The organism is Bradyrhizobium roseum (assembly GCF_030413175.1).
In the GTDB taxonomy this organism is placed as follows: Bacteria; Pseudomonadota; Alphaproteobacteria; order Rhizobiales; family Xanthobacteraceae; genus Bradyrhizobium; species Bradyrhizobium roseum.
The window spans coordinates 1-23,630 of the sequence record NZ_CP129212.1 but is presented as its reverse complement, the minus strand read 5'-3'; the positions used below and the strand labels follow the sequence as shown (position 1 = coordinate 23,630).

21 protein-coding genes are annotated in these 23,630 nt (G+C 65.5%); 10 read left to right on the top strand and 11 right to left on the bottom strand.

Annotation, left to right across the window (positions count from 1 at the left end; all coding sequences use genetic code 11):
* Window positions 1–25: 25 nt before the first annotated feature.
* On the bottom strand, window positions 26–940 hold the full coding sequence (locus QUH67_RS00105; RefSeq protein ID WP_300944637.1) for a phosphoribosylaminoimidazolesuccinocarboxamide synthase: 915 nt from the start codon (window positions 938–940) through the stop codon (window positions 26–28).
* Between the two features lie 63 nt (window positions 941–1,003).
* Complete coding sequence (locus QUH67_RS00100; protein ID WP_300944636.1) at window positions 1,004–1,921, bottom strand: pirin family protein; 918 nt, start codon at window positions 1,919–1,921, stop codon at window positions 1,004–1,006.
* A 196-nt stretch (window positions 1,922–2,117) separates the two neighbouring features.
* On the opposite strand from QUH67_RS00100, the gene QUH67_RS00095 reads away from it, so the two are divergent.
* From QUH67_RS00095 to QUH67_RS00085, 3 genes are all read left to right on the top strand, one after another.
* Window positions 2,118–2,684, top strand: a complete 567-nt coding sequence (locus tag QUH67_RS00095) for a GNAT family N-acetyltransferase (RefSeq protein WP_300944635.1) — start codon at window positions 2,118–2,120, stop codon at window positions 2,682–2,684.
* A 74-nt stretch (window positions 2,685–2,758) separates the two neighbouring features.
* Window positions 2,759–3,817, top strand: coding sequence for an AraC family transcriptional regulator (locus QUH67_RS00090; RefSeq protein ID WP_300944634.1), 1,059 nt, complete (start codon window positions 2,759–2,761; stop codon window positions 3,815–3,817).
* A gap of 149 nt (window positions 3,818–3,966) precedes the next feature.
* Window positions 3,967–5,397, top strand: coding sequence for a serine hydrolase domain-containing protein (locus QUH67_RS00085; RefSeq protein ID WP_300944633.1), 1,431 nt, complete (start codon window positions 3,967–3,969; stop codon window positions 5,395–5,397).
* Between the two features lie 92 nt (window positions 5,398–5,489).
* Here QUH67_RS00085 and QUH67_RS00080 read toward each other — a convergent pair whose 3' ends face one another.
* Entirely contained in the window at window positions 5,490–6,860 is a 1,371-nt protein-coding gene (locus QUH67_RS00080) for an MmgE/PrpD family protein (protein ID WP_300944632.1), read from the bottom strand.
* A gap of 135 nt (window positions 6,861–6,995) precedes the next feature.
* On the opposite strand from QUH67_RS00080, the gene QUH67_RS00075 reads away from it, so the two are divergent.
* Entirely contained in the window at window positions 6,996–8,111 is a 1,116-nt protein-coding gene (locus QUH67_RS00075; protein ID WP_300948288.1) for an FUSC family protein, read from the top strand.
* Window positions 8,112–8,116: 5 nt separating this feature from the next.
* Here QUH67_RS00075 and QUH67_RS00070 read toward each other — a convergent pair whose 3' ends face one another.
* Window positions 8,117–8,590, bottom strand: a complete 474-nt coding sequence (locus QUH67_RS00070) for a DUF2867 domain-containing protein (RefSeq protein WP_300944631.1) — start codon at window positions 8,588–8,590, stop codon at window positions 8,117–8,119.
* Between the two features lie 197 nt (window positions 8,591–8,787).
* Between QUH67_RS00070 and QUH67_RS00065 the strand changes: the two genes are divergently transcribed.
* The 5 genes from QUH67_RS00065 to QUH67_RS00045 all read left to right on the top strand — a co-directional run bounded on the left by QUH67_RS00065 (window position 8,788) and on the right by QUH67_RS00045 (window position 11,432).
* On the top strand, window positions 8,788–9,507 hold the full coding sequence (locus QUH67_RS00065; RefSeq protein WP_300944630.1) for an outer membrane protein: 720 nt from the start codon (window positions 8,788–8,790) through the stop codon (window positions 9,505–9,507).
* Between the two features lie 118 nt (window positions 9,508–9,625).
* Window positions 9,626–10,186, top strand: coding sequence for an RNA polymerase sigma factor (locus QUH67_RS00060; protein ID WP_300944629.1), 561 nt, complete (start codon window positions 9,626–9,628; stop codon window positions 10,184–10,186).
* Window positions 10,183–10,605: a hypothetical protein gene (locus QUH67_RS00055; RefSeq protein ID WP_300944628.1), complete on the top strand. Its 423-nt coding sequence runs from the start codon at window positions 10,183–10,185 to the stop codon at window positions 10,603–10,605. Before QUH67_RS00060 ends, QUH67_RS00055 begins: the two co-directional genes overlap by 4 nt.
* Window positions 10,602–11,048 (top strand): periplasmic heavy metal sensor, encoded by a 447-nt coding sequence (locus QUH67_RS00050; protein WP_300944627.1) that lies wholly within the window; start codon window positions 10,602–10,604, stop codon window positions 11,046–11,048. Before QUH67_RS00055 ends, QUH67_RS00050 begins: the two co-directional genes overlap by 4 nt.
* Window positions 11,049–11,132: 84 nt before the next feature.
* Window positions 11,133–11,432: a cysteine rich repeat-containing protein gene (locus QUH67_RS00045; RefSeq protein WP_300944626.1), complete on the top strand. Its 300-nt coding sequence runs from the start codon at window positions 11,133–11,135 to the stop codon at window positions 11,430–11,432.
* Between the two features lie 109 nt (window positions 11,433–11,541).
* Here QUH67_RS00045 and QUH67_RS00040 read toward each other — a convergent pair whose 3' ends face one another.
* The 3 genes from QUH67_RS00040 to gyrB are packed head-to-tail and all read right to left on the bottom strand — an operon-like array spanning window position 11,542 to window position 16,746.
* On the bottom strand, window positions 11,542–12,948 hold the full coding sequence (locus QUH67_RS00040) for an MATE family efflux transporter (RefSeq protein WP_300944625.1): 1,407 nt from the start codon (window positions 12,946–12,948) through the stop codon (window positions 11,542–11,544).
* A 40-nt stretch (window positions 12,949–12,988) separates the two neighbouring features.
* Window positions 12,989–14,293, bottom strand: a complete 1,305-nt coding sequence (murA, locus tag QUH67_RS00035; protein ID WP_300944624.1) for a UDP-N-acetylglucosamine 1-carboxyvinyltransferase — start codon at window positions 14,291–14,293, stop codon at window positions 12,989–12,991.
* Between the two features lie 14 nt (window positions 14,294–14,307).
* Window positions 14,308–16,746 (bottom strand): DNA topoisomerase (ATP-hydrolyzing) subunit B, encoded by a 2,439-nt coding sequence (gyrB, locus tag QUH67_RS00030; protein WP_300944623.1) that lies wholly within the window; start codon window positions 16,744–16,746, stop codon window positions 14,308–14,310.
* 334 nt (window positions 16,747–17,080) lie between these two features.
* Between gyrB and QUH67_RS00025 the strand changes: the two genes are divergently transcribed.
* Complete coding sequence (locus QUH67_RS00025) at window positions 17,081–18,961, top strand: acyltransferase family protein (protein WP_300944622.1); 1,881 nt, start codon at window positions 17,081–17,083, stop codon at window positions 18,959–18,961.
* 6 nt (window positions 18,962–18,967) lie between these two features.
* Here QUH67_RS00025 and recF read toward each other — a convergent pair whose 3' ends face one another.
* From recF to dnaA, 4 genes are all read right to left on the bottom strand, one after another.
* Window positions 18,968–20,107 (bottom strand): DNA replication/repair protein RecF, encoded by a 1,140-nt coding sequence (recF, locus tag QUH67_RS00020; RefSeq protein ID WP_300944621.1) that lies wholly within the window; start codon window positions 20,105–20,107, stop codon window positions 18,968–18,970.
* Window positions 20,108–20,190: 83 nt separating this feature from the next.
* Entirely contained in the window at window positions 20,191–20,517 is a 327-nt protein-coding gene (locus tag QUH67_RS00015; protein ID WP_300948287.1) for an endonuclease domain-containing protein, read from the bottom strand.
* Between the two features lie 128 nt (window positions 20,518–20,645).
* Window positions 20,646–21,764, bottom strand: a complete 1,119-nt coding sequence (gene dnaN / locus QUH67_RS00010) for a DNA polymerase III subunit beta (RefSeq protein WP_300944620.1) — start codon at window positions 21,762–21,764, stop codon at window positions 20,646–20,648.
* 302 nt (window positions 21,765–22,066) lie between these two features.
* Window positions 22,067–23,497 (bottom strand): chromosomal replication initiator protein DnaA, encoded by a 1,431-nt coding sequence (gene dnaA / locus QUH67_RS00005; RefSeq protein ID WP_300944619.1) that lies wholly within the window; start codon window positions 23,495–23,497, stop codon window positions 22,067–22,069.
* Window positions 23,498–23,630 lie beyond the last annotated feature (133 nt).

Sequence of the window (23,630 nt, the reverse complement as noted above, 5' to 3'; positions counted from 1 at the left end):
GACAGCGGCCTCCGCGACGACGGAGTCAGACCTTCAACTCGCTTCCCGTCACCCGGCGGTACGCTTCGAGATAGCGCTTGCTCGTCGCGTCCACCACGCTGTCGGGCAATGGTGGGGGCGGCGCATCGCCGTTCCAGCGGCCGGCCTTTCGTTCGGCGTCGAGATAGTCGCGCAGCGGCTGCTTGTCGAAGGAGGGCTGCGGCCGGCCGGGCTTGTAGACATCCGCTGCCCAGAACCGCGAACTGTCCGGCGTCATCACCTCGTCGATCAGGATGATGCGGCCGTCCGCCGCGCGGCCGAACTCGAACTTGGTGTCGGCGATAATGATGCCCTGGTGGCGGGCGATGCGTTCGCCGAAATTATACACCGTGCGCGCCATGCTCTCGAGTTTCTCGGCGACGTCGCTGCCCAGGATCTCGCGCACGCGGGCGATCGTGATGTTCTCGTCGTGACCGGTCTCGGCCTTGGTGGCCGGGCTGAAGATCGGCGCGTCGAGCTTCTCGCTTTCGACCAGGCCTTCCTTCAGCCGCTCGCCGGCGAGGGTGCCGGACGCGGCATATTCCTTCCACGCCGAGCCCGAAATATAGCCGCGGATCACGCATTCGACCGGGAAGACCGTGGTGCGCCGGCACAGCATCGCGCGGCCGAGAATATCGGCGCGAAGATCTCTGAGCGCGGGCACCTCGCGGATGATCTCGTCGGCGTCGGCGCTGATCATGTGATGCGGCACCACGCCTTCGAGCTGGCGGAACCACCACGCGCTGATCTGGGTCAGCACCGCGCCCTTCATCGGAATGGTTTCGGCCATCACGACGTCGAACGCACTGATGCGGTCGGTGGTGAGCAGCAGCACGCGGTCGTCGCCGACGGCATAGATATCGCGCACCTTGCCGCGGCCGATCCGCGGCAGGGGCAGGTCGCTGGCGAGCATCGCGTTCATCAGGTCAGACTTTCGAGGCGGCGCGCCGGTGCCGGCGCGTCAATGAGAAGGCGCAGCATTAGCTCACTCCGGCAGCGGAATGAACTCATGTTCCTGCGGAACGGCGGCAAAACGGCCGGTTTTCCAGTCCTGTTTGGCCTGCTCGATCCGCTCCTTGCTGGAGGAGACGAAATTCCACCAGATGTGGCGCGGGCCCTCCAGCGCGTCGCCGCCCAGAAACATCATGCGCGTCGGCTTGATCGTCTTCACCGTGATGCGATCGCCGGGGCGGAAGATCAGCAGGCTCGGTCCCTCGTGACGTTCATTCGCAATCTCGACCTCGCCATCGACCAGGTAGATCGCCCGCTCCTCGTGATCCGGATCGAGCGGCACGCTGATGCCGGCCTGCGCCGTCACTTCCGAGTAGAACCACGGCGACACCATGCTGACCGGCGATTTCACGCCAAAGCCGCTGCCTGCGATGATGCGCGCGGTGAACCCGTTTTCCTTCACGGTCGGCAGTGCGTCGGCGGCATAGTGCTGGAACGACGGCGCGATCTCTTCCGATCCGGCCGGCAGCGCGATCCAGCTTTGTAGTCCGAGCATCTTCTGGCCGTCACGGCGTTGCACGTCCGGCGTACGTTCGGAATGCGCGATGCCGCGCCCGGCCGTCATCAGGTTCATCGCGCCGGGCTGGATCTCCTGGATGTTGCCCTCGCTGTCACGGTGCATGATCGAGCCGTCGAACAGATAGGTGACGGTGGCCAGCCCGATATGCGGATGCGGCCGCACGTCCATGCCCTTGCCGGCCATGAACTGCACCGGCCCGAAATGATCGAAGAAGATGAAAGGCCCGACCATCTGTCGCTTGCCATGCGGCAGTGCGCGGCGCACGGCAAAGCCGTCGCCGAGATCGCGGGTGCGCGGCACGATGATCAGGTCGAGTGCGTCGCAGGTCTTGGGATCGCCGAGCACGGGATCGTTGGATGGCTGCCAGCTCATGAAAGGACTCCTTGATGTTTGCGGCGATTATAACAGCAAATGCGGGATGGACTATGGGCCATGACCTCTCCGCGTCATTGCGAGCGAAGCGAAGCAATCCATCGCGCCACGTGCCGATAAATGGATTGCTTCGTCGCTTGCGCTCCTCGCAATGACGGCGGTAAGCACATGAGAACAGAAAAATGGCAGGAAGCCGATGATCCCTCCGCTCAAGCCCGGCGCAAAGCTCCTGAAGGCCGACGGTCCCGTCATCGAGACCGCGCGCCTGATCTTGCGGCCGTGGCGCGCGAGCGACATTGCCGCCAATACCGCGATGCTGTCCGATCCCGGCACCGCGCGCTACATCACGTCCGACGGCGTCGCAATCACCACCGAAATCGGCGGCTGGCGCAACGCTGCGGTGATATCAGGGCATTGGGCGCTGCACGGCTTCGGCATGTTCGCCGTCGAGGAGAAATCGAGCCGCCGCTATATCGGCCGCGTCGGGCCGTGGTGCCCGCCGGGATGGCCGGGCTTCGAGGTCGGCTGGGGCATCGACCGCGCCTGTCGCGGCAAGGGTTATGCGGTGGAAGCGGCGAGGGCGTCGATCGCATGGACATTCGCAACCTTCCAGATCGACGAGATCATCCATTGCATCGATGCCGACAACGAACCCTCCAAGCGCGTCGCGCGGCGCCTTGGCGCAAAGCATGACGGCGAGGTCGACATGCACGGCAAGCCCAACGAGCGCTGGGTTACCGTGCGGGCCACATGGAAAGGCTGACCGGCGCAATTTGAACGAGTCGCGAATTCGCACTAGATTGACCAAGCGCGAAGACCGCGCAGCGGATCTGTCCAATGCTGCTTTCCACCATCGATATCGCCCTGCGCGGCGCCACCGTGGCGCTGCTGCTGTTGCTGGCGACATCGCTGTTTCGCGGCTTTGGCACGGTGCTTGCCGGGCGATTGGCCGCGGCTTTTGCGGTCGGTTCGGCGGCGCATGCCGTGACCGCATCGATCGGCGCGACCGGGCCGATATCCGCGACCCATGCACCGCTGATCGCGATCTCGACCGGTAATGTCGTGGTGTTCTGGCTGTTCACGCGGGCGCTGTTCGACGAGGCATTCAGGCTCCGCGCGTGGCATGCGCTGGTTTGGGCGGCGGTCGCTGCCTTCAGCTTCGTCAACTGCATGTGGCTGGCGCCGGCCTCCGGGGCGCGGCTCTCGATCATTGCCGTCAACCTGCTGGCGCTCGGCTTCATCGTGCTGGCGGTTGTGCAGACCATCGCCTCCTGGTCTTCGGATCTCGTCGAGGGCCGGCGTCGCGTCCGCGTCTTCATCGTCAGCGCGGCGGCGCTGTATGGCGGATTGAATGCGCTGCTGCAGATATCGATGGCCGGCGGCGGTCCGGCGGAGTTCGCCAACGCCGTCAATTCCGCCGCGCTGGCCGCCGTGGTGGCATCGATATCGATGGCGATGATGCGCGTCGACGGCGCCGACCTGTTCCCGGTAACGCCAGCGGTTACGACCGAAACAAGCGAAGCGGCTGCGGTCGAACCCGCCGCCGACCAGAAGCTCGTCGATGCGCTGATGCGGCTGATGGCCGACGAACGCATTTACCGCCACGACAACGTCACCATCGGGACGCTCGCCACAAAACTCAAGATCCCCGAATACCGGCTGCGGCGGCTGATCAACCAGCGGCTCGGCTACCGCAATTTCAATGTGTTCCTCAATGAGCACCGGATCGCGGAGGCCAAGGCGGCGCTGGCCGATCCGAGCCAGGCCGAGGTCCCCGTCATCACGATTGCGATGGACGCCGGCTTCCAGTCGCTGGGGCCTTTCAACCGCGCCTTCAAGGCCACCACGGGCGTTACGCCGACCGAATATCGCCGGCTCAAGGCCAGCGCGGCCTGACCGGTATCATATTCATAAAACTAGCGAATTCCGGAATCGGCGAGCCGGCTGAGGATTACGGCCAGGGCGATTTCGAAATCCGGCGAGCGGCGATGAATGCCTGCGCCATCCTGTCTGGCAACGCACTGCTGCGTCATGCCGGAGCCCCCATGAAACGACGAAATCTGATCTTCATCCTCGCTGGCGCCACGGCGCTTTGCGCGCTCACCCTGACGGCCGCTCGCGCCCGCGACGTGCCGAAAGTCGCGACCGGCTTCGTCGCCAATGTCGTCTGCACCGAAACCTTCGTCTCCGGCCTCGATCCCGCGCGCGCATTTGCCGAGACGACGTCGGCGATGCCCGGCGCCGGACTGATCGCCTGGGCGCTCGACTATCGTGTCGATCGCGTGCGCAAGGATGTCTCGGTGACGCTGTTCGGCCTGGGCCGGAGCCACGCCGTCTACCGCGGCGAAGGCCTCGGCTGCCGTCTCGATCATGGTGGGGCGGTCGCCGACATCGCGGTGCCGTCGCCCGATGCAAAGGCGGCGTTGCTGCCCGAGATCGCCGGTCCCTCCATCGTCGCGCCGCAGACGCCGCAACTGGCCGCCGCGCTCGATCGCGCCTTTGCCGAGCCGGACAAATCGACGCCGCGCAACACGCGGGCGATCGTCGTCATGAAGGATGGCCGCGTCGTCGCCGAGCGCTATGCCGATGGCATCGGCATCGATACGCCGCTGCTCGGCTTCTCCGCGACCAAATCGGTGATGTCGGCGCTTGCCGGCGTCCTCGTGCGCAAAGGCGCGCTGAAACTGCACGAGCCGGTGCCGATTGCCGCGTGGCAAGGCGTCGACGATCCAAGGCGCGCCATCACCCTCGATCATCTGATCCGGCACACCGCAGGCCTCAAGCTCGGCAGTTCCCTGCAGGCGTCGCTGGCGTCCGCGCTCGAGCCGGTCAACCGGATGAAATTTCTGGAAGCGGACATGGCGGCCTATGCGGAGAGCATGCCGCTGGAGACGGCGCCGGGCGCCGCGTGGAATTATCACGACGGCAACACCGTCATCCTGGGCCACGTGATCCGGCAGGCCTCGGGCGGCAGCGCGTCAAGGATGATGCGCTTCGCGCGGCAGGAATTGTTCGATCCGCTCGGCATGCGCCACGTCGCGCTCGAATTCGATGCGTCCGGCAATGCGGAGGGATCGAGCCAGATGCTGGCCAGCGCGCGCGACTGGGCGCGCTTCGGCCAGCTCTACCTCAATGACGGCGTCGCCGGCAGCAAGCGCATCCTGCCGGAAGGCTGGGTGAAATATTCCGCGTCGCCGACGCCAAACGCGTGGGTCGGGCAGGGCGCTGGTTTCTGGACCAATCACGGCGACAGTTTTGGCGCGACCTACCGCACCGAACGCGGCTGGCCGCGCGACACGTTTTTCGCCAAGGGTACGATCGGGCAGTATGTGATCATCGTGCCGTCTGCGCGGCTGGTGATTGTGAGGTTAGGCCGCTCGCCGAACCGGCCGCCGGAAGCCGACGGCGTGTTCGATCTCGTGCGCGATGTGGTTGCGGCCACCAGCGACAAGGCGAAGCTGGCGGGTGCGAATTGACGCGCGATCTTCCTTTCTCCCCTTGTGGGAGAAGGTGGCGTAGGCGGCCTATGGCCGCCGTCTCTTAGAACGCCGATGCGGTTTCCGTTATGCTACTGCCGCCCCAACTGCGTGGCCTTGGCAACGCGGTCGAATCGTTCGAGAGAAAGAATCGCATCCGCGAGCTGATCGGCACGGCCATTCAGCACGGGGCGGGCCAGCGTCAGGAATTTCTGCTGCATCGCCTGCGCGTCGGGGAACGAGTTCGGTTCGCCGGAGGGATCGGCGTAGAGTCGCTCATGCACGCCGTCATCGGTGGTGATGGAGACGCGCGCGCCGAAGGGGTGGGTGCGGCCGATTTCGAGGCGGTCGTCCTGCACCACGTCGAACTTGTCGGCGAGCGCATTGACGGCGGCGTCGCCGAGCCGGTTGTAATCGTCCCAGCCGAAACTGCCCTGGTCGAGCGCCAGCGCGCCGGTGAAGAACATCGAGAACTGCCCGCCGACGATCGAGGTCGGATGCCGCTTGGTGGCGGCGTCGCCGGTCAGCGTGATGCCGTTGCGATGCAGGCCGATCTCGACGCGCTTGATCTGGTCCGGCGTCAGATTGTGCTCCCGCCGCATCGCGATCAGCGCATCCAGTGCGGCATGGGTGTAGCGGCAGCTCGGATACGGTTTTACGCCGATCTTCAGCGTCTCATAGGTCTTGCCAAGGCCGGCGGTGGCCTTTTCGGGGTGCGCGTCGTCGCTGTAGCCGACGAGCAGGCCGTGCTTGCCCTCGACGGATTCAGTCGAGCCGACGAAATCGTTGCGCGCCAGCGTTGCGGCGATCACACCGTTCATCGCCGCGGCGCCGACCTGGTAGCGCTTGTTCCAGGCGCCGTTGACGAGGAATTGCAGCGAGCCCGCGGCCTGGCTGCCGGACACGCCGAACGCGGAGATGATCTGGTCCTTCGACAGGCCGAACAGCTTGCCGGCCGCCGCGGCTGCGCCATAGGTGCCTGCCGTCGCGGTCGGGTGAAAGCCGCGCGCATAATGCGAGGTCGGGTCGAGCGCGTTGCCAAGCCGGCAGCACACCTCATATCCGGCCACGATCGCAGTGAGCACGTCGCGCCCCGAGGCGCCGACCATTTCGCCGACCGCGAACGCCGCCGGCACCACGGGCGCACTTGGATGCAGCGAGGAATCGGCATGGGTGTCGTCGAAATCGAGGGAATGGCCGAGCGCACCGTTGAGCAATGCGGCGACCGCCGGTGTCCAGGTCTTGACGTCGCCGAACACGGTGGAGTCGCCCTTGCCGTCCAGTGCCAGCGCTTCCAGCATCTTGAGCAGCGACGCCGTGGATTCCGCGTCGCGCCGCGCCCGGATCGTGCTGCCGAGGAAATCCAGCGTCAGCACTTTTGCGCGCTCCAGCACCTCCGGCGGGATGTCTTCGAATTTCAGGTCGGCGACGTAGGCGGCGAGCGTTGCGGTTTCGTTGGCCATCGTGTTTCCTCGTGTTGCCGGGCAGGCTAGGCGGCCGGACATGACCTTTCAAGCCGCATCGTTGTCGCTGGCATCAGCCATGCCTGACGTGGTCTATCATAGGCAGGGCAGGCGGATTCGGGAATGCGGCGCATGATGGCCTTCGGAAAACGCATGCTTGGATCGCTTCACGGCCACAAGACGGAATTGTCGCTTGCGGTCCGCCTTGCCGTTGCGGCGGTCGCGGCCTACGCGATCGCCAGGGCGCTGCATCTGATGCTGCCCTTATGGGCGGTGCTGACATCGCTCATCGTCACCCAGATGAGCGTCGGCCGCTCGCTGAAGGCGACCCGGGATTACATGCTCGGGACGGTCGGGGGCGCGGCCTACGGCGGCGCCATCGCCATGCTGATCCCGCATTCCGGGGAGGGCGGATTGCTGGCGCTGCTGGTGCTGACGGTGGGGCCAATGGCGTTCATCGGCGCCGTCAACCCGAGCCTGAGCGCCGCGACGGTAACGGCCGTGATCGTGCTGCTGGTGCCGGCGATGAACCATGCCAATCCGCTGGATTCCACCATCGACCGGCTGTTCGAGGTCAGCGTCGGCGGCCTCACCGGGCTGGTGGTGTCGTTCCTGGTGCTGCCGTCACGGGCGGTCAGCCAGATCCGCATCAACGCGGCGCAGCTTCTGGAGCTGGAGGCTGCCGCTTTCGCCGAACTGCTGGCAGGACTAACGCGCGGCCTCGACAACGATGCCCTGCATCGCATCCAGGACGGCATCGGTACGGCGATGACGGACCTTCATGCGACTGGCCTGGAAGCGGAGCGCGAGCGCGCGGCGCACCTGTCGAAAGGCCCGGATACCGGCCCCTTGTTGCGTACCATCCAGCGCTTGCGCCACGACGTCGTAATGATCGGGCGCGCCAGCGTGGTGCCGCTGCCGTCCAATGTGCAGGCGCGGCTGGCGCGCCCGCTGTCCGATGTCAGCAACGCGATCGTCGGCTATATGCGGGCGGTAGCCGCATCCCTGCGGGACGGCGGCGGCAACGCGGATATTCAGTCCGTCGATGCGGCCTTGCAGGCCTATACCGCCGAGGTCGCCGCATTGCGAAGCGAAGGCTTGATCCGAGGTGTGCCTGTCGATGTCGCGGAGCGGTTTTTTGCCTTGGGATTTTCGCTGGAGCAGATGCGCCAGAACCTGAACGATCTCGACCGTTGCCACGCCGAGTGGTGTGAGAGGCCGGCCGGGAAGCCGGCTAGTGCAAAGGTATAGCCAAATCAATCCGTCACCTGCCGCAGCAAGGCCGGCACGATCAGCCGGTGAAACGGCATGATGGTCGCAAGATAGGTCCGCCCCAGCCAGTTGTGGGTCTTGACCAGCGTCGTCGCGGTAACCTGCCTGACGCCGCCGGGTGCGGTTACATCCACCACGATCCGGAAATCGAGATGGCTGTCGTTGAAGCCGGCGACGAGGCGTTCAGGCGTTTCGCTGACGACCGGGAAGATACCGATCATGTCGCGCATCGCGCCCGGGCTAGCGCCCGACGTTTTCAGCCCGAGCGGCGTGACCAGCAGATTGCGCAGCGACAGCAGCGCCTCGGCCCATCGCGGCTGCCGCGCCATCATCCGCTCTGCTGCGCGGCGGGCATTGAGGTCGCGGTCGGCGACGTCGACGCAAAAGGCGTCGGCGAACTGCGCGCCGGCCAGCAGCGTCTCGGCGTCGACGGTGGGAGCAATCTCGTGAACGGTCATCGGAAGCCAGCTTGCGCGGGAGCCTGGGAAAGCGCAAGGGCCGGGCAATGGCTTCGACCGCTGCCCTGCTGGTGGCCGGTTCGCGGCCCAATCGCGCGATTCAGAAAAGAGATGAGAGCCGCGAAGGAAATGCGCCGCCCGGCCGTATTCCCCATATCAGGCGCATTCGGCGCCGCCGGTCATTTGGGGAAGTCGATATGAAAAGCGGGATTGCGATGGCGTTGGCGGCAAGTCTGGCCTGTATGGCGCAAGGGCGGGCGGCCGATCTCAGGTTGTCATCGGCACCGGCGCCACAGCGGCAGCCAGCCGCGACGGCGTTCCCGAGCTGGGCCGGGCCGTATATCGGCGCGCAGGCGGGATATCTATCCGGCCGCAGCGAAACGTCGTTTTCCGGAACGGGCGAACTCCACTCTGTCGATCCGAAGGGCTTTTCGACCGGCTTTTCGGCCGGCTATTCGATGCAATGGGGGCGCTTCGTCGGCGGTCTCGAAGGCGATCTGAATTTCGTCGGCGCCAAGGCGACCATCGACACCGGGTTTGCCCCGGATCCGTCGATCACACAGCTGCAGTCCACGATCGACTGGAATAGTCATTGGCGGGCGCGCGTCGGTTACGCGTTCGATCGCACCTTGATTTTTGCGGCCGGCGGTCTTGCGATCGCGGGCGTGGAAAACAGGGCGTTCGACAACGGCGCGGGTACGATGGCTACGTGGAACGACACGCGAATCGGCTGGACGATCGGAGGCGGCGTGGAATACCGCGTCGCGCCACAGGCGAGCGTGCGGCTGGAATATCTGTACGACAATTACGGTACCCGGACGCTTGCAACGCAGACCTTAGGCGCCACCACCTTTCCGTCGCGGGAATCGAAGCTGGATAGCCACACCTTGCGCGCCGGCGTTCACTGGCATTTCTGAGCCGATACCCAGGCGGCCATGCGTCATGTCGCATCGAAGGCTCCCGCTGATAGGGTATGGATCGTCGAATGCCGGCGTGCGCCGCAGCGTGGGCCGGGCAGGCGGGATACGGACCGGAATGCTGGAAGACCCATCGGACGAGGCGTTGATGGCGGCGGTCTCCGAACGCCAGCACCGCGCTTTCCGCATCCTGATGGGGCGCCACATGCCGCGCGCCATCCGCGTCGCGCAGCGCATCGTTCGAGATCCCGGCGAAGCCGACGATATTGGTCAGGAAGCATTTTTGCGGGTGTGGAGCCATGCAGCTTCGTTCAATCCCGAGATCGCCAAGTTCACGACATGGCTGTATCGGATCGTGCTCAATCTTGCGTTCGACCGGACGCCGCGCCGGCAACACGCGCCGATCGACGAAGCGGCCGACGTGCGGTCCGATGATCCCGGGCCGGTCGAGCGCGTGATCGCCGACGAGGAGCGTCGAATCCTGGAGCAGGCGATGGCCGGCCTTCCGGAGCGGCAGCGCGGCGCCATTGCCTTGTTTCACATGGAAGGCCTCAGCGGCGAGGACTCCGCTGACGCCATGAATCTCAGCGCCAAGGCGTTCGAGTCCCTGCTTGGCAGGGCCCGCGCCGCGCTGAAGGAAAACGTCAAGAAAATCCAGGACACCGGGAGGTGCGCATGACACCCGAACAATTCACGCAGCTGGCCGAGACCTGGGGTGGCGATATCGATCGTTGGCCGACGGCTGTGCAAGACGCGGCCCGCGAGATGGCGGCGGGCAAGCAGGCCGGGCGCATTCTCGATGAACACCGACACCTGGATCGCCTGTTGTCGTTCGCCCCCGTTGTGGACGAAGACCGTGCCGGACGCGCCGGCTTTGCGGTGTTGCAGCGGATGGCGGAAAAGGACGGTAAGCGGCGCTGGTTTCGCTGGAGCTGGCGCCCGTCCTCGCTGTTTCCTGCGACCAGCCTGGTTTGCTCCGCGCTGGTGGGTCTCTGGCTCGCGGGAGCGCTGCCCTACCGTCACGAGCCGCCCGATGCCCTGTCTGTGGTGAGCATGGTCTTCGATAGCTCCACCCTTTTCCTTGGAGGCCTGCAATGAAGCTCCGGCCAACGTCGCTTTCCACGACCCGCTGGCTTTTGCTGGCCTCGCTATGCTGCAATATGGCGCTCGCGACCTATATTTCGGTGCAATGGTTGAGGTCGCCCGGCTGGCCGCCTGCCGCGGCCGGCGCGCCGCTTCGCATGATCGAGCGGGTCGCTGAACGCCTGCCGAAAGACGACGCGGATATCCTGTGGCGGATCTATCGCGGCAAGGAGCAGGAACTCCAGCCAATGCAGGCCGAGTATGTGCGATCGCTGCTGAAAACCATGCAATTAGCCGCGCAGCCCGAGCTGGACCGAGGTGCGCTGCGATCGGCGGTGAAGGATACGCGTGACAAGCGGTTGAAGATCGGTGACGTCACCATCGAGACGTTCGTCGAAATGCTGGAACAGATTTCTCCGAAAGGACGACGTCAACTCGTCGGCGGGTTTCTTCGCTGAGTACCGCAGGCAGCGCGAAGGATTTCGTCCGCTCGAGCGTATCATCTACATCGACATCGGAGAGTTGAAGGAGATAGATGAACCATGCTGCAGGGAATAGGCTTCGGAGACAGGCGCCCACCAGCGTTCTCGAGACCGGGCGTCACCTTCGTACGGTCGGCGCTTGCCGCCGCTTGCCTGATCGGCACGCTGGCGCTGCTGCTGTCGCGGGTTTCCGCGCAGGACGCGCGGGGCGAAGCCCGGCAAGCCTGCAAGGCCGACTACTCGCGGCTTTGCGCCGGGGTCAGTCCCGGCGGCGGCCGCATTCGCAAATGCCTCAATGACAATCTCGACGTCCTGTCGGAGCCCTGTAAGCGGATTGTAAGCGCGACGGCCGGCAAATAGGCCGAGGCGATCCGGAACATTGTGAAGCGATTCCGAAAGGATCATGCTCGAATAGTTGACCTCAAGCGCGATGATCGCTCTTCCCAGTCTCATCGCGCTTGAGGCGTCGTCATGGCGTTCGAAAGCGGCCTGCCATTCGGTGGAAGCGCCACAGCAATAGCGCGGCATAAACGGCGGTGCCGATCGACAGCCCAACCCAGACTCCGGTCGCCCCCCACCCCGTCCAGAAGCCGAGCCAGCACGCGCAGGCGAAGCCGATCAGCCAGTAGCTGAGGATCGCCAGCAGCAGCGGCACGCGGGTGTCGTTCATGCCGCGCAGCGCGCCGGCTGCAACGGTCTGGATCGCGTCGGCGATGAAGAAGGTCGACCCGACCAGCAGCAGCGTCGCCGCGAGTTCGGCGGTCGCATCGGTGCGCTCACCGAGAAAAAGCTCGGCGATGCCGAAGCGGCCAAGGATCACGGCAAGCGTCAGGACGGCCGCGAGCACGATGCCGAGCCAGGTCGCGACGTGGCCCGCGCGCCGGATCGCGCCGGCGTCGCCGCGGCCGACGGCGTGGCCGACCCGCACCGTGGCGGCCATGCTGATGCCGAACGGCACCATGTACAGGATGGCGGCGACCTGCAGCGCGATCTGGTGCGCCGCCAGCGCGCTGGTGCTGATCAGGCCCATCAGCAGACCGGCGGCGCCGAACAACCCATACTCGAGCAGGAAGGAAAACGAGATCGGTGCGCCGATGACGATCAGCCGCCGCATCAGCGGCCAGTCCATGCGCCAGAAATGGCCGAACACGTGATACTTCCGGAACGGCCGGCGATAGATGGCGAACCACACGACGGCGAGGAACATGCCGGCATTGACGATGGAAGTCCCGAGCCCCGCGCCGAACAGGCCGAGCGCCGGCAGGCCGAACGCGCCGAACAGCAGCAGATAGACCAGCAGCGCGTTGGCCGGGATCGCAGCCAGCGTGATCCAGAGCACCGGCTCCGGGCGGTTGATCGCGCTCATGAAGCCGCGGATCGCCATGAACCACAGCGCCGGCAGGATGGTCCAGACCAGGCCGGCGAGATATTCCTGGGCGTGATGCGCCGTCGCGGGCGTCTGTCCGAGCGTCAGCAGGATCTGCTCGGCCCAGAAGCGAAGCGCCATCAGCGGCATCGAGACCATCAGCGCAGCCCACAGGCCGACGCGCAGCGCGCGGCGGATGACGTGCGGGTCGCGCGCGCCGAATGCCTGCGCGGCCAGCGGCGCGACGGCGGAAACCAGTCCCATGCCGAAGGTGAAGCTGACAAACAACACGGTGTGCGCCAGCGCGGCGGCGGCCACCGCCTCGGCGCCGAGGCGGCCGATCATGGCGAGGTCGGTGGTCATCATCGCGATCTGGCCGAGTTGCGTCAGCGCGATCGGCACGCCGAGCTTCAGCGTCTCGGCGAGTTCGATCGCGAGATGACGGCCGGGCACCGCTGCAGGGCCAGGCGTCGCCGCGGAGGCGCGTTCAATCTTGTCGAGTGAGGTCATGGCAGGGGACTACCACGCCACGGACCGAAAAGGCGACGGCTTACGCGCCTGGCCCGTCTCGCGCCGGCACGCGCGTGATCTTCGCGCCCAGCGCGTTCAGCCGCTCCTCGATGCGCTCATAGCCGCGCTCGATCTGGTCGGCGTTGTTGATGGTGGACGTGCCTTCCGCAGCCACCGCCGCCAGCAGCATCGCCATGCCGGCGCGGATGTCGGGCGAGGTCATCGTCGAGCCGCGCAGCCGGCTCGGGCCGGCTACGATCGCGCGGTGCGGGTCGCACAGCACGATCCTGCCGCCCATCGCGATCAGCTTGTCGACGAAGAACATCCGCGACTCGAACATCTTTTCGAACATCAGGATCACGCCGTCGCACTGCGTGGCCGTGACGATCGCAATCGACATCAGGTCGGCCGGGAAGGCCGGCCAGGGCTGGTCCTCCAGCTTCGGCACGTGGCCGCCGAAATCGTCGTGGATCTTCATGGTCTGGCCGGACGGCACGATGAGATCGTCGCCCTCGACGCCGCAGACGATTCCGAGCCGCTCAAAGCCCATCCGGATCGAGCGCAGGTGCTCGATGCCGGCTTTGGCGATGCGCAGCGGCGAGCGCGTCACCGCGGCCAGGCCAATCAGCGAGCCGACCTCGATATGGTCGGGCTGGATCGAATAGCTCGTGCCACCGAGTGTCGCCGGGCCGTGCACCGTGATGGTGTTGGTGCCGATGCCTTCGATCTGGGCGCCCAGCGCGACCAGGAAATGCGCGAGATCCTGCACATGCGGCTCGGAGGCGGCGTTGCGCAGATAGGTGGTGCCGTGGGCGGCGACGGCCGCAACCAGTGCATTCTCGGTGGCGGTGACGCTGGGCTCGTCGAGGAACACGTCCGCGCCCCGCAACTTGCTCGCGCGGAATTCCAGCCGGTGCGTTGCCGTGACGGTGGCGCCCAACTGCTCGAAGGCGAGGAAATGCGTGTCCAGACGGCGCCGGCCGATGACGTCGCCGCCGGGCGGCGGCAGCGCCACCTCGCCGCACCGGGCGAGCAGCGGTCCGGCCAGCAGGATCGAGGCGCGGATCCGCGCGCAGAGCTCGGGATCGAGGTCGGCGGCGCGGACGTCCCGGGCGTGGATCGAAAGCGTATTGCGCGCCCTCCACTCCGCGGATGCGCCGACCGATCGGATCAATTCGACCAGCGTCTCCGTGTCGCGGATGCGCGGTACGTTTTCCAGCGTGACCGGATGCTCGGTAAGCAAGGCGGCGGCGATGATCGGCAGCGCGGCGTTCTTGTTGCCGGACGGCTCGATCGTTCCCGAAAGCCGGTGGCCGCCTTCAACGATATACTGGATGGGCGGCACGGCTGCGTCCTGCCTCACACGTCGACATTGGCGCTGAGCGAATTGTCCTGGATGAATTCGCGGCGCGGCTCGACCACGTCACCCATCAGCTTGGTGAAGATGTCGTCCGCCTCGTCGACTTCCTTGATCCTGACCTGCAGCAGCGAGCGCTCGTTGGTGTCGAGCGTGGTTTCCCAGAGCTGCTCAGGGTTCATCTCGCCAAGGCCTTTGTAGCGCTGCAGCGCCACGCCCTTGCGGCCAGCGTCGGTCACGGCCTCGAACAGGCTGACCGGCCCGTGGATCGCGGTTTCGGCATCTTTTCGCCGCAGCACGCCGCCCATCCTCGGATAGGACTCCTGGAGCTTCAAGGCGTAATCGTCGAGCTTGCGTGCGTCAGCCGAGCCGAGCAGGGCATCGTCGATGATGGCCACTTCCTTGACGCCCCGGATGGTGCGCTCGAAGCTGAATCCTTCGCCCTCGGTGAAACGGCCGACCCAGCCGCGCTCGACCTCGTCGGCCAGCGCATCGAGACGCTTGGCGATGTAATCGGCAGCGGCATTGGCGGTGGCGATGTCGCTGGTGATCTTCGGGCTTAACACGCCCGCGATCGCCGCCTGCTCCACCACCTTGCGGTTATAGCGGCTGTGCAGATTGTTCAGGATGCCGCGAATGAGGCGCGCATCTTCCACAAGCGCCAGCAGGTCCCGGCCCGCACGCTCCGCCCCCGTCGACGGAATGAACACGCAGTCGTCGAGGCCGGTCGAGATCAGATAATCTTCCAGCGCGCGCTCGTCCTTCAGGTACTGCTCGGACTTGCCGCGTGTCACCTTGTAGAGCGGCGGCTGCGCGATGTAGAGGTGGCCGCGGTCGATCAGCTCGCGCATCTGCCGGTAGAAGAAGGTCAGCAGCAGCGTGCGGATATGGGCGCCGTCGACGTCGGCGTCCGTCATCACGATGATCTTGTGGTAGCGCAGCTTGTCGCACGAGAAATCGTCGCTGATACCGGTGCCGAGTGCGGTGATCAGCGTGCCGATCTGCTCGCTCGACAGCATCTTGTCGGTGCGGACGCGCTCGACGTTGAGGATCTTGCCGCGCAGCGGCAGCACCGCCTGGAATTCGCGGTTGCGGCCCTGCTTGGCGCTGCCGCCGGCCGAGTCGCCCTCGACGATGAACAATTCCGACTTGGCCGGGTCTTTCTCCTGGCAATCGGCGAGCTTGCCGGGCAGCGAGGAGACGCTGAGCGGGCTCTTGCGGGTCAGTTCGCGCGCCTTGCGGGCGGCTTCGCGCGCGGCCGCCGCCTGGATCACCTTGCCGACGATGACTTTTGCCTCGCCCGGATGTTCCTCGAACCATGCGGCCAGCGCCTCGTTGAGGACATTCTCGACCACCGGGCGCACCTCAGAGGACACCAGCTTGTCCTTGGTCTGCGAGGAGAATTTCGGGTCCGGCACCTTCACCGAGAGCACGGCGGTGAGGCCCTCGCGGCAATCGTCGCCGGTCAGCGCGATCTTTTCCTTCTTGGCATGGGCCTCGGCATAGCCGTTGACCTGGCGCGTCAGCGCGCCGCGGAAACCGGCCAGATGGGTGCCGCCGTCACGCTGCGGGATGTTGTTGGTGAAGCACAGCACGTTCTCGTGGTAGCTGTCGTTCCACCACAATGCCGCCTCGACGCCGATGTCGTTCATCTCGGCCCGCACCATGATCGGGGCCGGGACGATCGCCTTCTTGTTGCGGTCGAGGTATTTGACGAATTCCTCGACGCCGCCGGCATACTGCATCGCCTCGCGCTTTTCGACCGCGTGGCGCATGTCGGACAGCACGATATTGACGCCGGAGTTCAGGAACGCGAGCTCGCGCAGGCGATGCTCCAGCGTCGGGAAATCATATTCGACGTTGGTGAAGGTCTCGGAGGAGGCCAGGAACGTCACCTCGGTGCCGCGCTTGCCGTTGGCTTCGCCAACCACTTTCAGCGGGGCGACCGCATCGCCATGCGCGAATTCGATGTAATGTTCCTTGCCGTCGCGCCAGACGCGAAGCTGCAGCTTGCTGGACAGCGCGTTGACCACGGAGACGCCGACGCCGTGCAGGCCGCCGGAAACCTTGTAGGAATTCTGGTCGAATTTTCCGCCGGCATGCAGCTGGGTCATGATGACCTCGGCCGCCGAGATGCCTTCGCCCTTGTGGATGTCGACCGGAATGCCGCGGCCGTCGTCACGCACCGTCACCGAATTGTCGGCGTTGAGAACGACCTCGACGGCGGTGGCGTGGCCCGCGAGCGCTTCGTCGATGGCGTTGTCGACGACCTCGTAGACCATGTGGTGCAGGCCGGAGCCGTCGTCGGTGTCACCGATATACATGCCCGGCCGCTTGCGCACGGCATCGAGCCCCTTCAGCACCCGGATCGATTCCGCGCCATACTCGACCGGAATGGGATGCTCAGTATCGGCAGGTGTCTGCCGGGCAGGTTCTGTCATGTGAGGCCTTCGCGGGTGTCCCGAATCAGCTGCGCAAAATGAGGCGCTGATTGATCTATTTGTGCCATGAAAGAGAGGGCGCGCCTAGCGCAATCTATCTGCCGGCAAGTCGTTGAATAAATAGCGATTTTTTACCCTTTTTCAAGGCCTCCGAAGGTCGATTCCGGAGACTTCGAAAAGCGCGATTCGACGGCTGATTCTGCGCTTCCGACCGCCGGTTTTTGGCCTCCCTTGCGGCGGCAAATGGCAGCTTGCCGCGGACCTGCTAGAGAGATGGCACGGCCGCCTGCAGACGCTGCTGCCGTCCACCGCAAGTCCCGGGTCAGCGCTTCCCTTGTTCCAGCCTTCCCCAAAATATCGGTCCGATGTCGATGGCCTTCGCGCCATCGCCGTGCTGCTGGTGCTGAACTTCCACGCGTTCCCTGACGCTGTGCCGGGCGGCTTCGTTGGCGTCGACGTGTTCTTCGTGATCTCGGGTTTTCTGATCACCGGCATCATCACACGCGAACTGGAAGCCGGCCGCTTCAACCTCGTCGGTTTCTACAACCGGCGGATCCGCCGCATCTTCCCGGCGCTGATCGTGGCGCTCGCGGCGACCCTGGCGCTGGGCTGGTTCTGGATGCTGCCTGAGGCCTTCGCACGGCTCGGCAGCGACAGTTTTGCCAGCGCGACGTTCCTGGCCAATATCGCGCTGCTGCTGCAGTCCGGCTATTTCGATGTCGACTCCGCCAAAAAGCCGTTGCTGCATTTATGGTCGCTCGGCATCGAGGAACAGTTCTATCTGTTCTGGCCGCTGCTCCTGATGCTCGCGGCGCGGCTACGCATCAGCATCATCGCGATGGCCGCGGTGCTCGGCATCGCGTCTTTCCTGCTCAACGTGGCGTTGATCGGCTCAAATCCGGTCGCGACCTTCTATCTGCCGTTCACGCGTGCGTTCGAATTGCTGGCCGGCGCGGTACTGGCCTGCGGCTGGATCAAGGTCGGCCAGTCCGGCGCGGCGAGCAACTGGCGAGCCTGGATCGGGATGGGGCTGATCGCCGCGTCGGTCGCCTTGCTCGATAGCCACCGCGCCTTTCCGGGCTGGTGGGCGGTGCTGCCGGTCGCCGGCAGCGTGCTGCTGCTGTCGGCGCCGTCGGCGTGGGTCAATCAAGTCGTTCTGGCGAGCCGGCCGATGGTATGGATCGGCCTGATCAGCTACCCGCTCTATCTCTGGCACTGGCCGCTCCTGGTGTTTGGAGAGACGATCAAGTTCCAGCCGTTGACACTGCTGGAGCGCGAACTGATCCTGCTCGCCAGTGGGCTGCTGGCCTGGGCGACTTATCGATTTGTCGAAATACCGTTTCGGTTCGGCCGCCCGAGCGGGCGCAAGATGTTCGCGCTGAGTGCCGGCATGGCGACGGTCGCGCTTGCCGGCATTGCCGTCGTGTGCGGGCGCGGGGTCGAGTTCCGGCTGCCGCCGGAAATCCGCGCCATGGCGAGCGTGCCGACGGAGAGCTTGAAGTGGCGCTTTCATGAATGCCTGCTCGATCTTGGCAGGGAAACCAGTTTTGCCGACACCTGCGTTGAGCGCGACCGGCGCCCGCTGGTTCTGGTCTGGGGCGATTCGACCGCCGGCGCCCTGCTGCCTGGACTGCGCAAGGCGCAGGAGACGCGCAACTTCGCCATCGCGCAGCTGACCTCCAGCTCCTGCATTCCGGCACTTGGTGCCGACATTCCAGGCGTTCCCAAGTGCCGGGAGATCAACGACAAGGTTTTTGCGCTCGTCCGGCAGATCAATCCCGACATCGTTCTGCTGCACGGCACCTGGGAGAAACATCTCGACAACGTTGCGCAGACCGTGGCGGCGCTGAAGAAGGAGACCGATGCCCGTGTCGTCGTTCTCGGCGGCGTGCCGTGGTGGCGGCGCGGTCTACCCTCGGAAGTCATGCGGCATTTCATGCTCCATCGTGTGCCGATCTCGGAGCGTTGGCCCGCCAGCACGCCCACGGCCTATGACGCTGTCATGCGCGCGAGGCTCGAGCCGCTCGGCGCCGAATTCATCTCGGCGTCGGATGCGCTCTGCAATGCGCAGGGATGCCTGACCCGCGTCGGCGATGCCGCGGCCAACCTGACCGCGAGCGATCAGCTGCATCTGACCGAAAAGGGTTCGGTTTATCTGATCGATGCGATCATCGACCGCGTGCTCGGCGAGAAGACTGCCGAGCCACCGCGCTGAGGTGTGCTAATCCCGGCGGCATACCTTGCCGGCTTCAACATCGAAAATCTCGCCACCGTCCCCGATATCGACGAATGCCGCGGGGTCGGCGCCGGTCATCCAGACCTGCGCGCCGAGCTTGGCGAGTTCATCGAACAGCGCCTTGCGCCGGTTGGGATCGAGATGCGCAACGACTTCGTCGAGCAGCAGCAGCGGCACGATGCCGGTCATCTCTGCGACCAGCGTCGCATGCGCCAGCACCAGTCCGATCAAGAGCGCTTTCTGTTCGCCGGTCGAGGCATCACGCGCCGGCATGTTTTTTGGCGCGTAGACCACCTGCAGGTCGGTCAGATGCGGCCCGTCCAGCGTCCGGCCGGCCGCCGCGTCGCGGGCGCGGCTGGCGCGCAGGATTTCGCGATAGCGATCCTCGACAGCGGTCGCGGATTCGTTGACGAGCGCATTCTCCATCCAGCCGTCGAGCATGATCTGCGCCGATGGAAAAGCCGAAGCCTGCCCGCGCTCGCGCAGCATTGCGGCCAGCCGCGTCACCGTCTGGCCGCGCGTAGCGGCGACCGCGACCGCAAGCTCGGCGGTTTCGCGCTCGATCGCGTCGCACCAATGGTCGTCGTAATTGCGCACTTCGAGCAGGCGGTTGCGCGAGCGCAGCGAACGCTCCAGCGCCGAGACGCGGCTGGAATGCTCGCTGTCGATCGCGAGCACCAGCCGGTCGAAGAAGCGCCGCCGTTCGGAAGCTGCACCGAGAAACAGCCCGTCCATGGCCGGCGTCAGCCACACCATGCGCAGATGATCGCCGAATGCGTTTGCCGAGCTGACAGGCTCGCGATCGATCCGGCAACGCCGGCTGGTCGAGGCGCCTTCCGCGGCGGGCGCATCGATGCCGGTGCCGAGCGTGGCAAGGCCCAGCGCGCCCTCGACCTCGGCCGACACCGCCCAGGAGCCGTCGCCCTGGTTGTCGGCGACATCCTCCAGCGTCGCACGCCGCAGCCCGCGCCCCGGCGACAGAAACGAGATCGCCTCCAGGCAATTGGTCTTGCCCGCGCCGTTCGGCCCCACCAGCGCCACCACATCCCCCCGCGCCTGCACGGTCGCCGCGCGATAATTGCGGAAATGCGTGAGGGAAAGGCGGTGGATGCGGGAGGGGGTCATTAGGAGCGTCGGTCTTCTCTTCCCCTCTCCCCTTGTGGGAGAGGGTGGCGCATCACGAAGTGAGGCGACGGGTGAGGGGTATCTTACCGCCCGGCAAGCTTTACAAAAATATCCTCCAGAACGGCGGATGGCCGTTGGAGTACGTCGTTGTTCCAGTACCGCTCGATACGAAATCCCTCCGCCATCAGGATGGAATCCCTCATTGTATCACGCGAAGTCTCGGCGTGCTGGCTACCATCTATTTCGATGACAACACGCTTCTCGAAGCACACAAAGTCGAGAATGTAGTTTTGAAGGGGGACCTGGCGTCGGAACTTATATTGTAAGAGGCGTCGATCACGGAGCAATCGCCACATCGCCGCTTCAGCGTCGGTAGGTTCTCGGCGCATATTTTTTGCGAAGCCGCGGATGCGTTTGGCGACAGGCCGATGGCTTGGTGGTGGCGGCGCGAACCCCTCACCCGTCGCCGAACTTCGTTCGGCGCCACCCTCTCCCACAAGGGGAGAGGGTAGGTTCGCGTCTGTGTCGCCAATCTTGCTCACACCCGCATCGGCATCAGCACATACAGCGCGCCCTTGTTTTCCTTGTCCTGCACCAGCGTCGGCGAGCCGGGGTCGGCGAGGCGGAGTACGGCGACTTCGCCTTCGATCTGCGCGGCGATGTCGAGCAAATAGCGCGAGTTGAAGCCGATATCGAGGGCGTCGGAGGCGTATTCGACCTCGAGTTCCTCGGTGGCGCTGCCGGAATCCGGGTTGGTCACCGACAGCACCAGCTTGCCCGGCGACAAGGCGAGCTTCACGGCCCGCCCGCGCTCGCTGGAAATGGTCGAGACGCGGTCGACCGCGGCCTCGAAGTCCTTCTTGTCGACGATCAGTTCCTTGTCGTTGTTCTGCGGAATGACGCGACCGTAATCCGGAAAAGTTCCGTCGATCAGTTTCGAGGTCAGCACGACATTGCCGAGCGCGAAGCGGATCTTGCCCTGCGACAGTTCGATCTTGATCTCGGCTTCCTGGTCCTCGATCAGCCGCTGCACTTCGCCGACCGTCTTGCGCGGCACGATCACGCCGGGCATGCCGGCGGCGCCGGCGGGCTGCACCAGGTCGATCTGCGCCAGCCGATGCCCGTCTGTGGCAACGCCGCGCAGGGTCGCCGCCTTGGCGGTGCCGGCGGTGTGCAGATAGATGCCGTTGAGATAGTAGCGCGTCTCCTCGGTCGAGATCGCAAACTGCGTGCGATCGATCAGGCGCTTGACGTCGGAGGCGGCGAGCGCGAACGAATGCGTCATCTCGCCGGCGGCCAGATCCGGGAAATCGCTTTCCGGCAAAGTCTGCAGCGTGAAGCGCGAGCGGCCGGCGCGGATTGCCAGCACCGCGCGGTCGCCGTCGGCCTCCAGCACGATCTGCGCGCCGTCGGGCAGTTTGCGGACGATGTCGTAGAACATGTGCGCCGGCACGGTGGTCGCGCCCGCTGTCCCGGTTTCCGCCGGCAGCGTTTCGGTCACCTCGAGGTCGAGGTCGGTCGCCTTCAGCGACAGTCTTGCGTTTTCGGCGCGGACCAGCACGTTGCCGAGGATCGGGATGGTGTTGCGGCGCTCGACCACGCGATGGACATGGCCCAGCGACTTCAGCAGTTGCGCGCGTTCGACGGTGACCTTCATTGCATTATCCGCCAGAGATGGAAAAGCCGGGCGACCCGGAAGGCGCGCCGCGGCATTGAAACCCGAAAAGCCGGATCAGGACCGGATTTGATCAAACCCCCGAGGGGACCGCAAGGTGGCGCGGATGGCCCGCCGGTGCAAGGGAGGCAGCCCCTCGTTCCCCACTTTTGCGGCCCAAAACGGCGGCAGAAGAAATTTCTCCGTTCCATCCGGGCAGGCTTGCCCGGGCCGGCAGCATCACGATCGGAGCCGGGTAAACCCGGCTCCGACAGTGAGGGAGAGGTTGGGGAAACGCCTGAGGCCTATTCCTGCAACTGCCGCTTCAGCGACTCGACTTCTTCGGACAGCGCGGTATCCCGGGCCACCAACCCTTCGATCTTGCGCACGGCGTGCAGCACCGTGGTGTGGTCGCGCCCGCCGAACCGGCGGCCGATCTCCGGTAGCGAACGCAGCGTCAGCGTCTTCGCCAGATACATCGCGACCTGGCGCGGCCGCACCACGTTGGCGGTCCGCCGCGACGACAGCAGGTCCGAACGGCTGACGTTATACTGCCGGGCGACCACGCGCTGGATGTCCTCGATCTTGATCCGCTTCGGTTCCTGCGGGCGGATCAGGTCGCGCACCTCGCGCTCGGCCATCTCCAGCGTCACCGGCTGGTTGTTTAGCTTGGAGTGGGCGAGCAGGCGGTTGATGGCGCCTTCGAGGTCGCGGCCGTTATGGGTGATGGTGCGCGCCAGATAGTCCAGCACCGCTTCCGGCACCTCGAAGGTCGAGTGATGGGCGCGCGCCGCCGCCACGCGCGATTTCAGGATGCCGAGCCGCAGTTCTTCACCGAGCGAGCCCATCTCCACGACGAGGCCGCCCGCCAGCCGCGAGCGAACGCGGTCGTCGAGGCTTTCGAGGTCCGACGGCGGACGGTCGGCGGCGATCACCACCTGGCGGCCGGCGTCGATCAGCGCGTTCAAGGTATGGCAGAACTCGGCCTGGGTCGACTTGCCCTGCAGGAACTGCAGGTCGTCGATCACGAGCACGTCGATGCCGCGCAGCGCTTCCTTGAACGCCAGCGCGGTCTGGCTCTTCAGCGCGGCGACAAAGCCGTACATGAATTTCTCGGCGGTGAGGTAGAGCACCTTGCGCTCGCTGCCGGAATTGCCGGCCCAGGTCACCGCCTGCAGCAGGTGGGTCTTGCCGAGGCCGACGCCGGCGTGAATGTAGAGCGGGTTGAACATCACGGGGTCGCCGCGGCGTCCTTCGGCAACCTGGCGCGCGGCCGCATGGGCCAGCGTGTTGGAGCGGCCGATCACAAAGCTTGCAAAGGTCAGGCGCGGGTCGAGCGGCGAGCCGCCGAGCGCATCATGGCTGGCGGAAACCGGCGCGGTGGCCGTCGCGCGCAATTCCGGCGCGGGGCGGGCGTTGCCCGGCTCGGCGCGGCGCGGATCGGCGGGCGCGGTGGCTTCCTTGGCAGGCGCGGTGCTGCGCATCGCCGTGCGCACGGTCAGGTCGATGCGGTGCACTTCGGGCATCTCGGCCTGCCAGCAGGTCAGCACGCGGTCGGCATAATGCGCCTGGATCCAGCTCTTGAGGAACCGGGTCGGAACCGACAGGTGCACGCTTTCGTCCTGTACGCCTTCAAGATCCATGCGCGCAAACCAGCTCGTATAGACGTCCTCGCCCACCGTTGTCCGCAACCGCCCCTTCACGCGTGACCAGCGATCCTGTTCCGTATTTGTCATTGCCTGAGAACTTTTCTGAATGAGTAATAGTATTGAACGAACTGCCGGGCATGTTGCCCTGCAGGTTTCCTGCCAGACGTGACCTCAGCGCGGCGCTTCAATGACCACCAGGCAATAATCTAACCTTCGGCGG

Bases quoted from the DNA above. Each gene is read 5' to 3' on its own strand.
- QUH67_RS00085 (WP_300944633.1), top strand. From the start codon at position 3,967: ATGAAACGACGAAATCTGATCTTCATCCTCGCTGGCGCCACGGCGCTT.
- QUH67_RS00095 (WP_300944635.1), top strand. From the start codon at position 2,118: ATGATCCCTCCGCTCAAGCCCGGCGCAAAGCTCCTGAAGGCCGACGGT.
- gyrB (WP_300944623.1), bottom strand. From the start codon at position 16,746: ATGACAGAACCTGCCCGGCAGACACCTGCCGATACTGAGCATCCCATT.
- QUH67_RS00080 (WP_300944632.1), bottom strand. From the start codon at position 6,860: ATGGCCAACGAAACCGCAACGCTCGCCGCCTACGTCGCCGACCTGAAA.
- QUH67_RS00060 (WP_300944629.1), top strand. From the start codon at position 9,626: ATGCTGGAAGACCCATCGGACGAGGCGTTGATGGCGGCGGTCTCCGAA.
- QUH67_RS00075 (WP_300948288.1), top strand. From the start codon at position 6,996: ATGGCCTTCGGAAAACGCATGCTTGGATCGCTTCACGGCCACAAGACG.
- QUH67_RS00045 (WP_300944626.1), top strand. From the start codon at position 11,133: ATGCTGCAGGGAATAGGCTTCGGAGACAGGCGCCCACCAGCGTTCTCG.
- QUH67_RS00090 (WP_300944634.1), top strand. From the start codon at position 2,759: ATGCTGCTTTCCACCATCGATATCGCCCTGCGCGGCGCCACCGTGGCG.
- QUH67_RS00055 (WP_300944628.1), top strand. From the start codon at position 10,183: ATGACACCCGAACAATTCACGCAGCTGGCCGAGACCTGGGGTGGCGAT.
- dnaA (WP_300944619.1), bottom strand. From the start codon at position 23,497: ATGACAAATACGGAACAGGATCGCTGGTCACGCGTGAAGGGGCGGTTG.
- QUH67_RS00100 (WP_300944636.1), bottom strand. From the start codon at position 1,921: ATGAGCTGGCAGCCATCCAACGATCCCGTGCTCGGCGATCCCAAGACC.
- QUH67_RS00070 (WP_300944631.1), bottom strand. From the start codon at position 8,590: ATGACCGTTCACGAGATTGCTCCCACCGTCGACGCCGAGACGCTGCTG.
- QUH67_RS00040 (WP_300944625.1), bottom strand. From the start codon at position 12,948: ATGACCTCACTCGACAAGATTGAACGCGCCTCCGCGGCGACGCCTGGC.
- QUH67_RS00105 (WP_300944637.1), bottom strand. From the start codon at position 940: ATGAACGCGATGCTCGCCAGCGACCTGCCCCTGCCGCGGATCGGCCGC.
- QUH67_RS00050 (WP_300944627.1), top strand. From the start codon at position 10,602: ATGAAGCTCCGGCCAACGTCGCTTTCCACGACCCGCTGGCTTTTGCTG.
- QUH67_RS00065 (WP_300944630.1), top strand. From the start codon at position 8,788: ATGAAAAGCGGGATTGCGATGGCGTTGGCGGCAAGTCTGGCCTGTATG.
- recF (WP_300944621.1), bottom strand. From the start codon at position 20,107: ATGACCCCCTCCCGCATCCACCGCCTTTCCCTCACGCATTTCCGCAAT.
- dnaN (WP_300944620.1), bottom strand. From the start codon at position 21,764: ATGAAGGTCACCGTCGAACGCGCGCAACTGCTGAAGTCGCTGGGCCAT.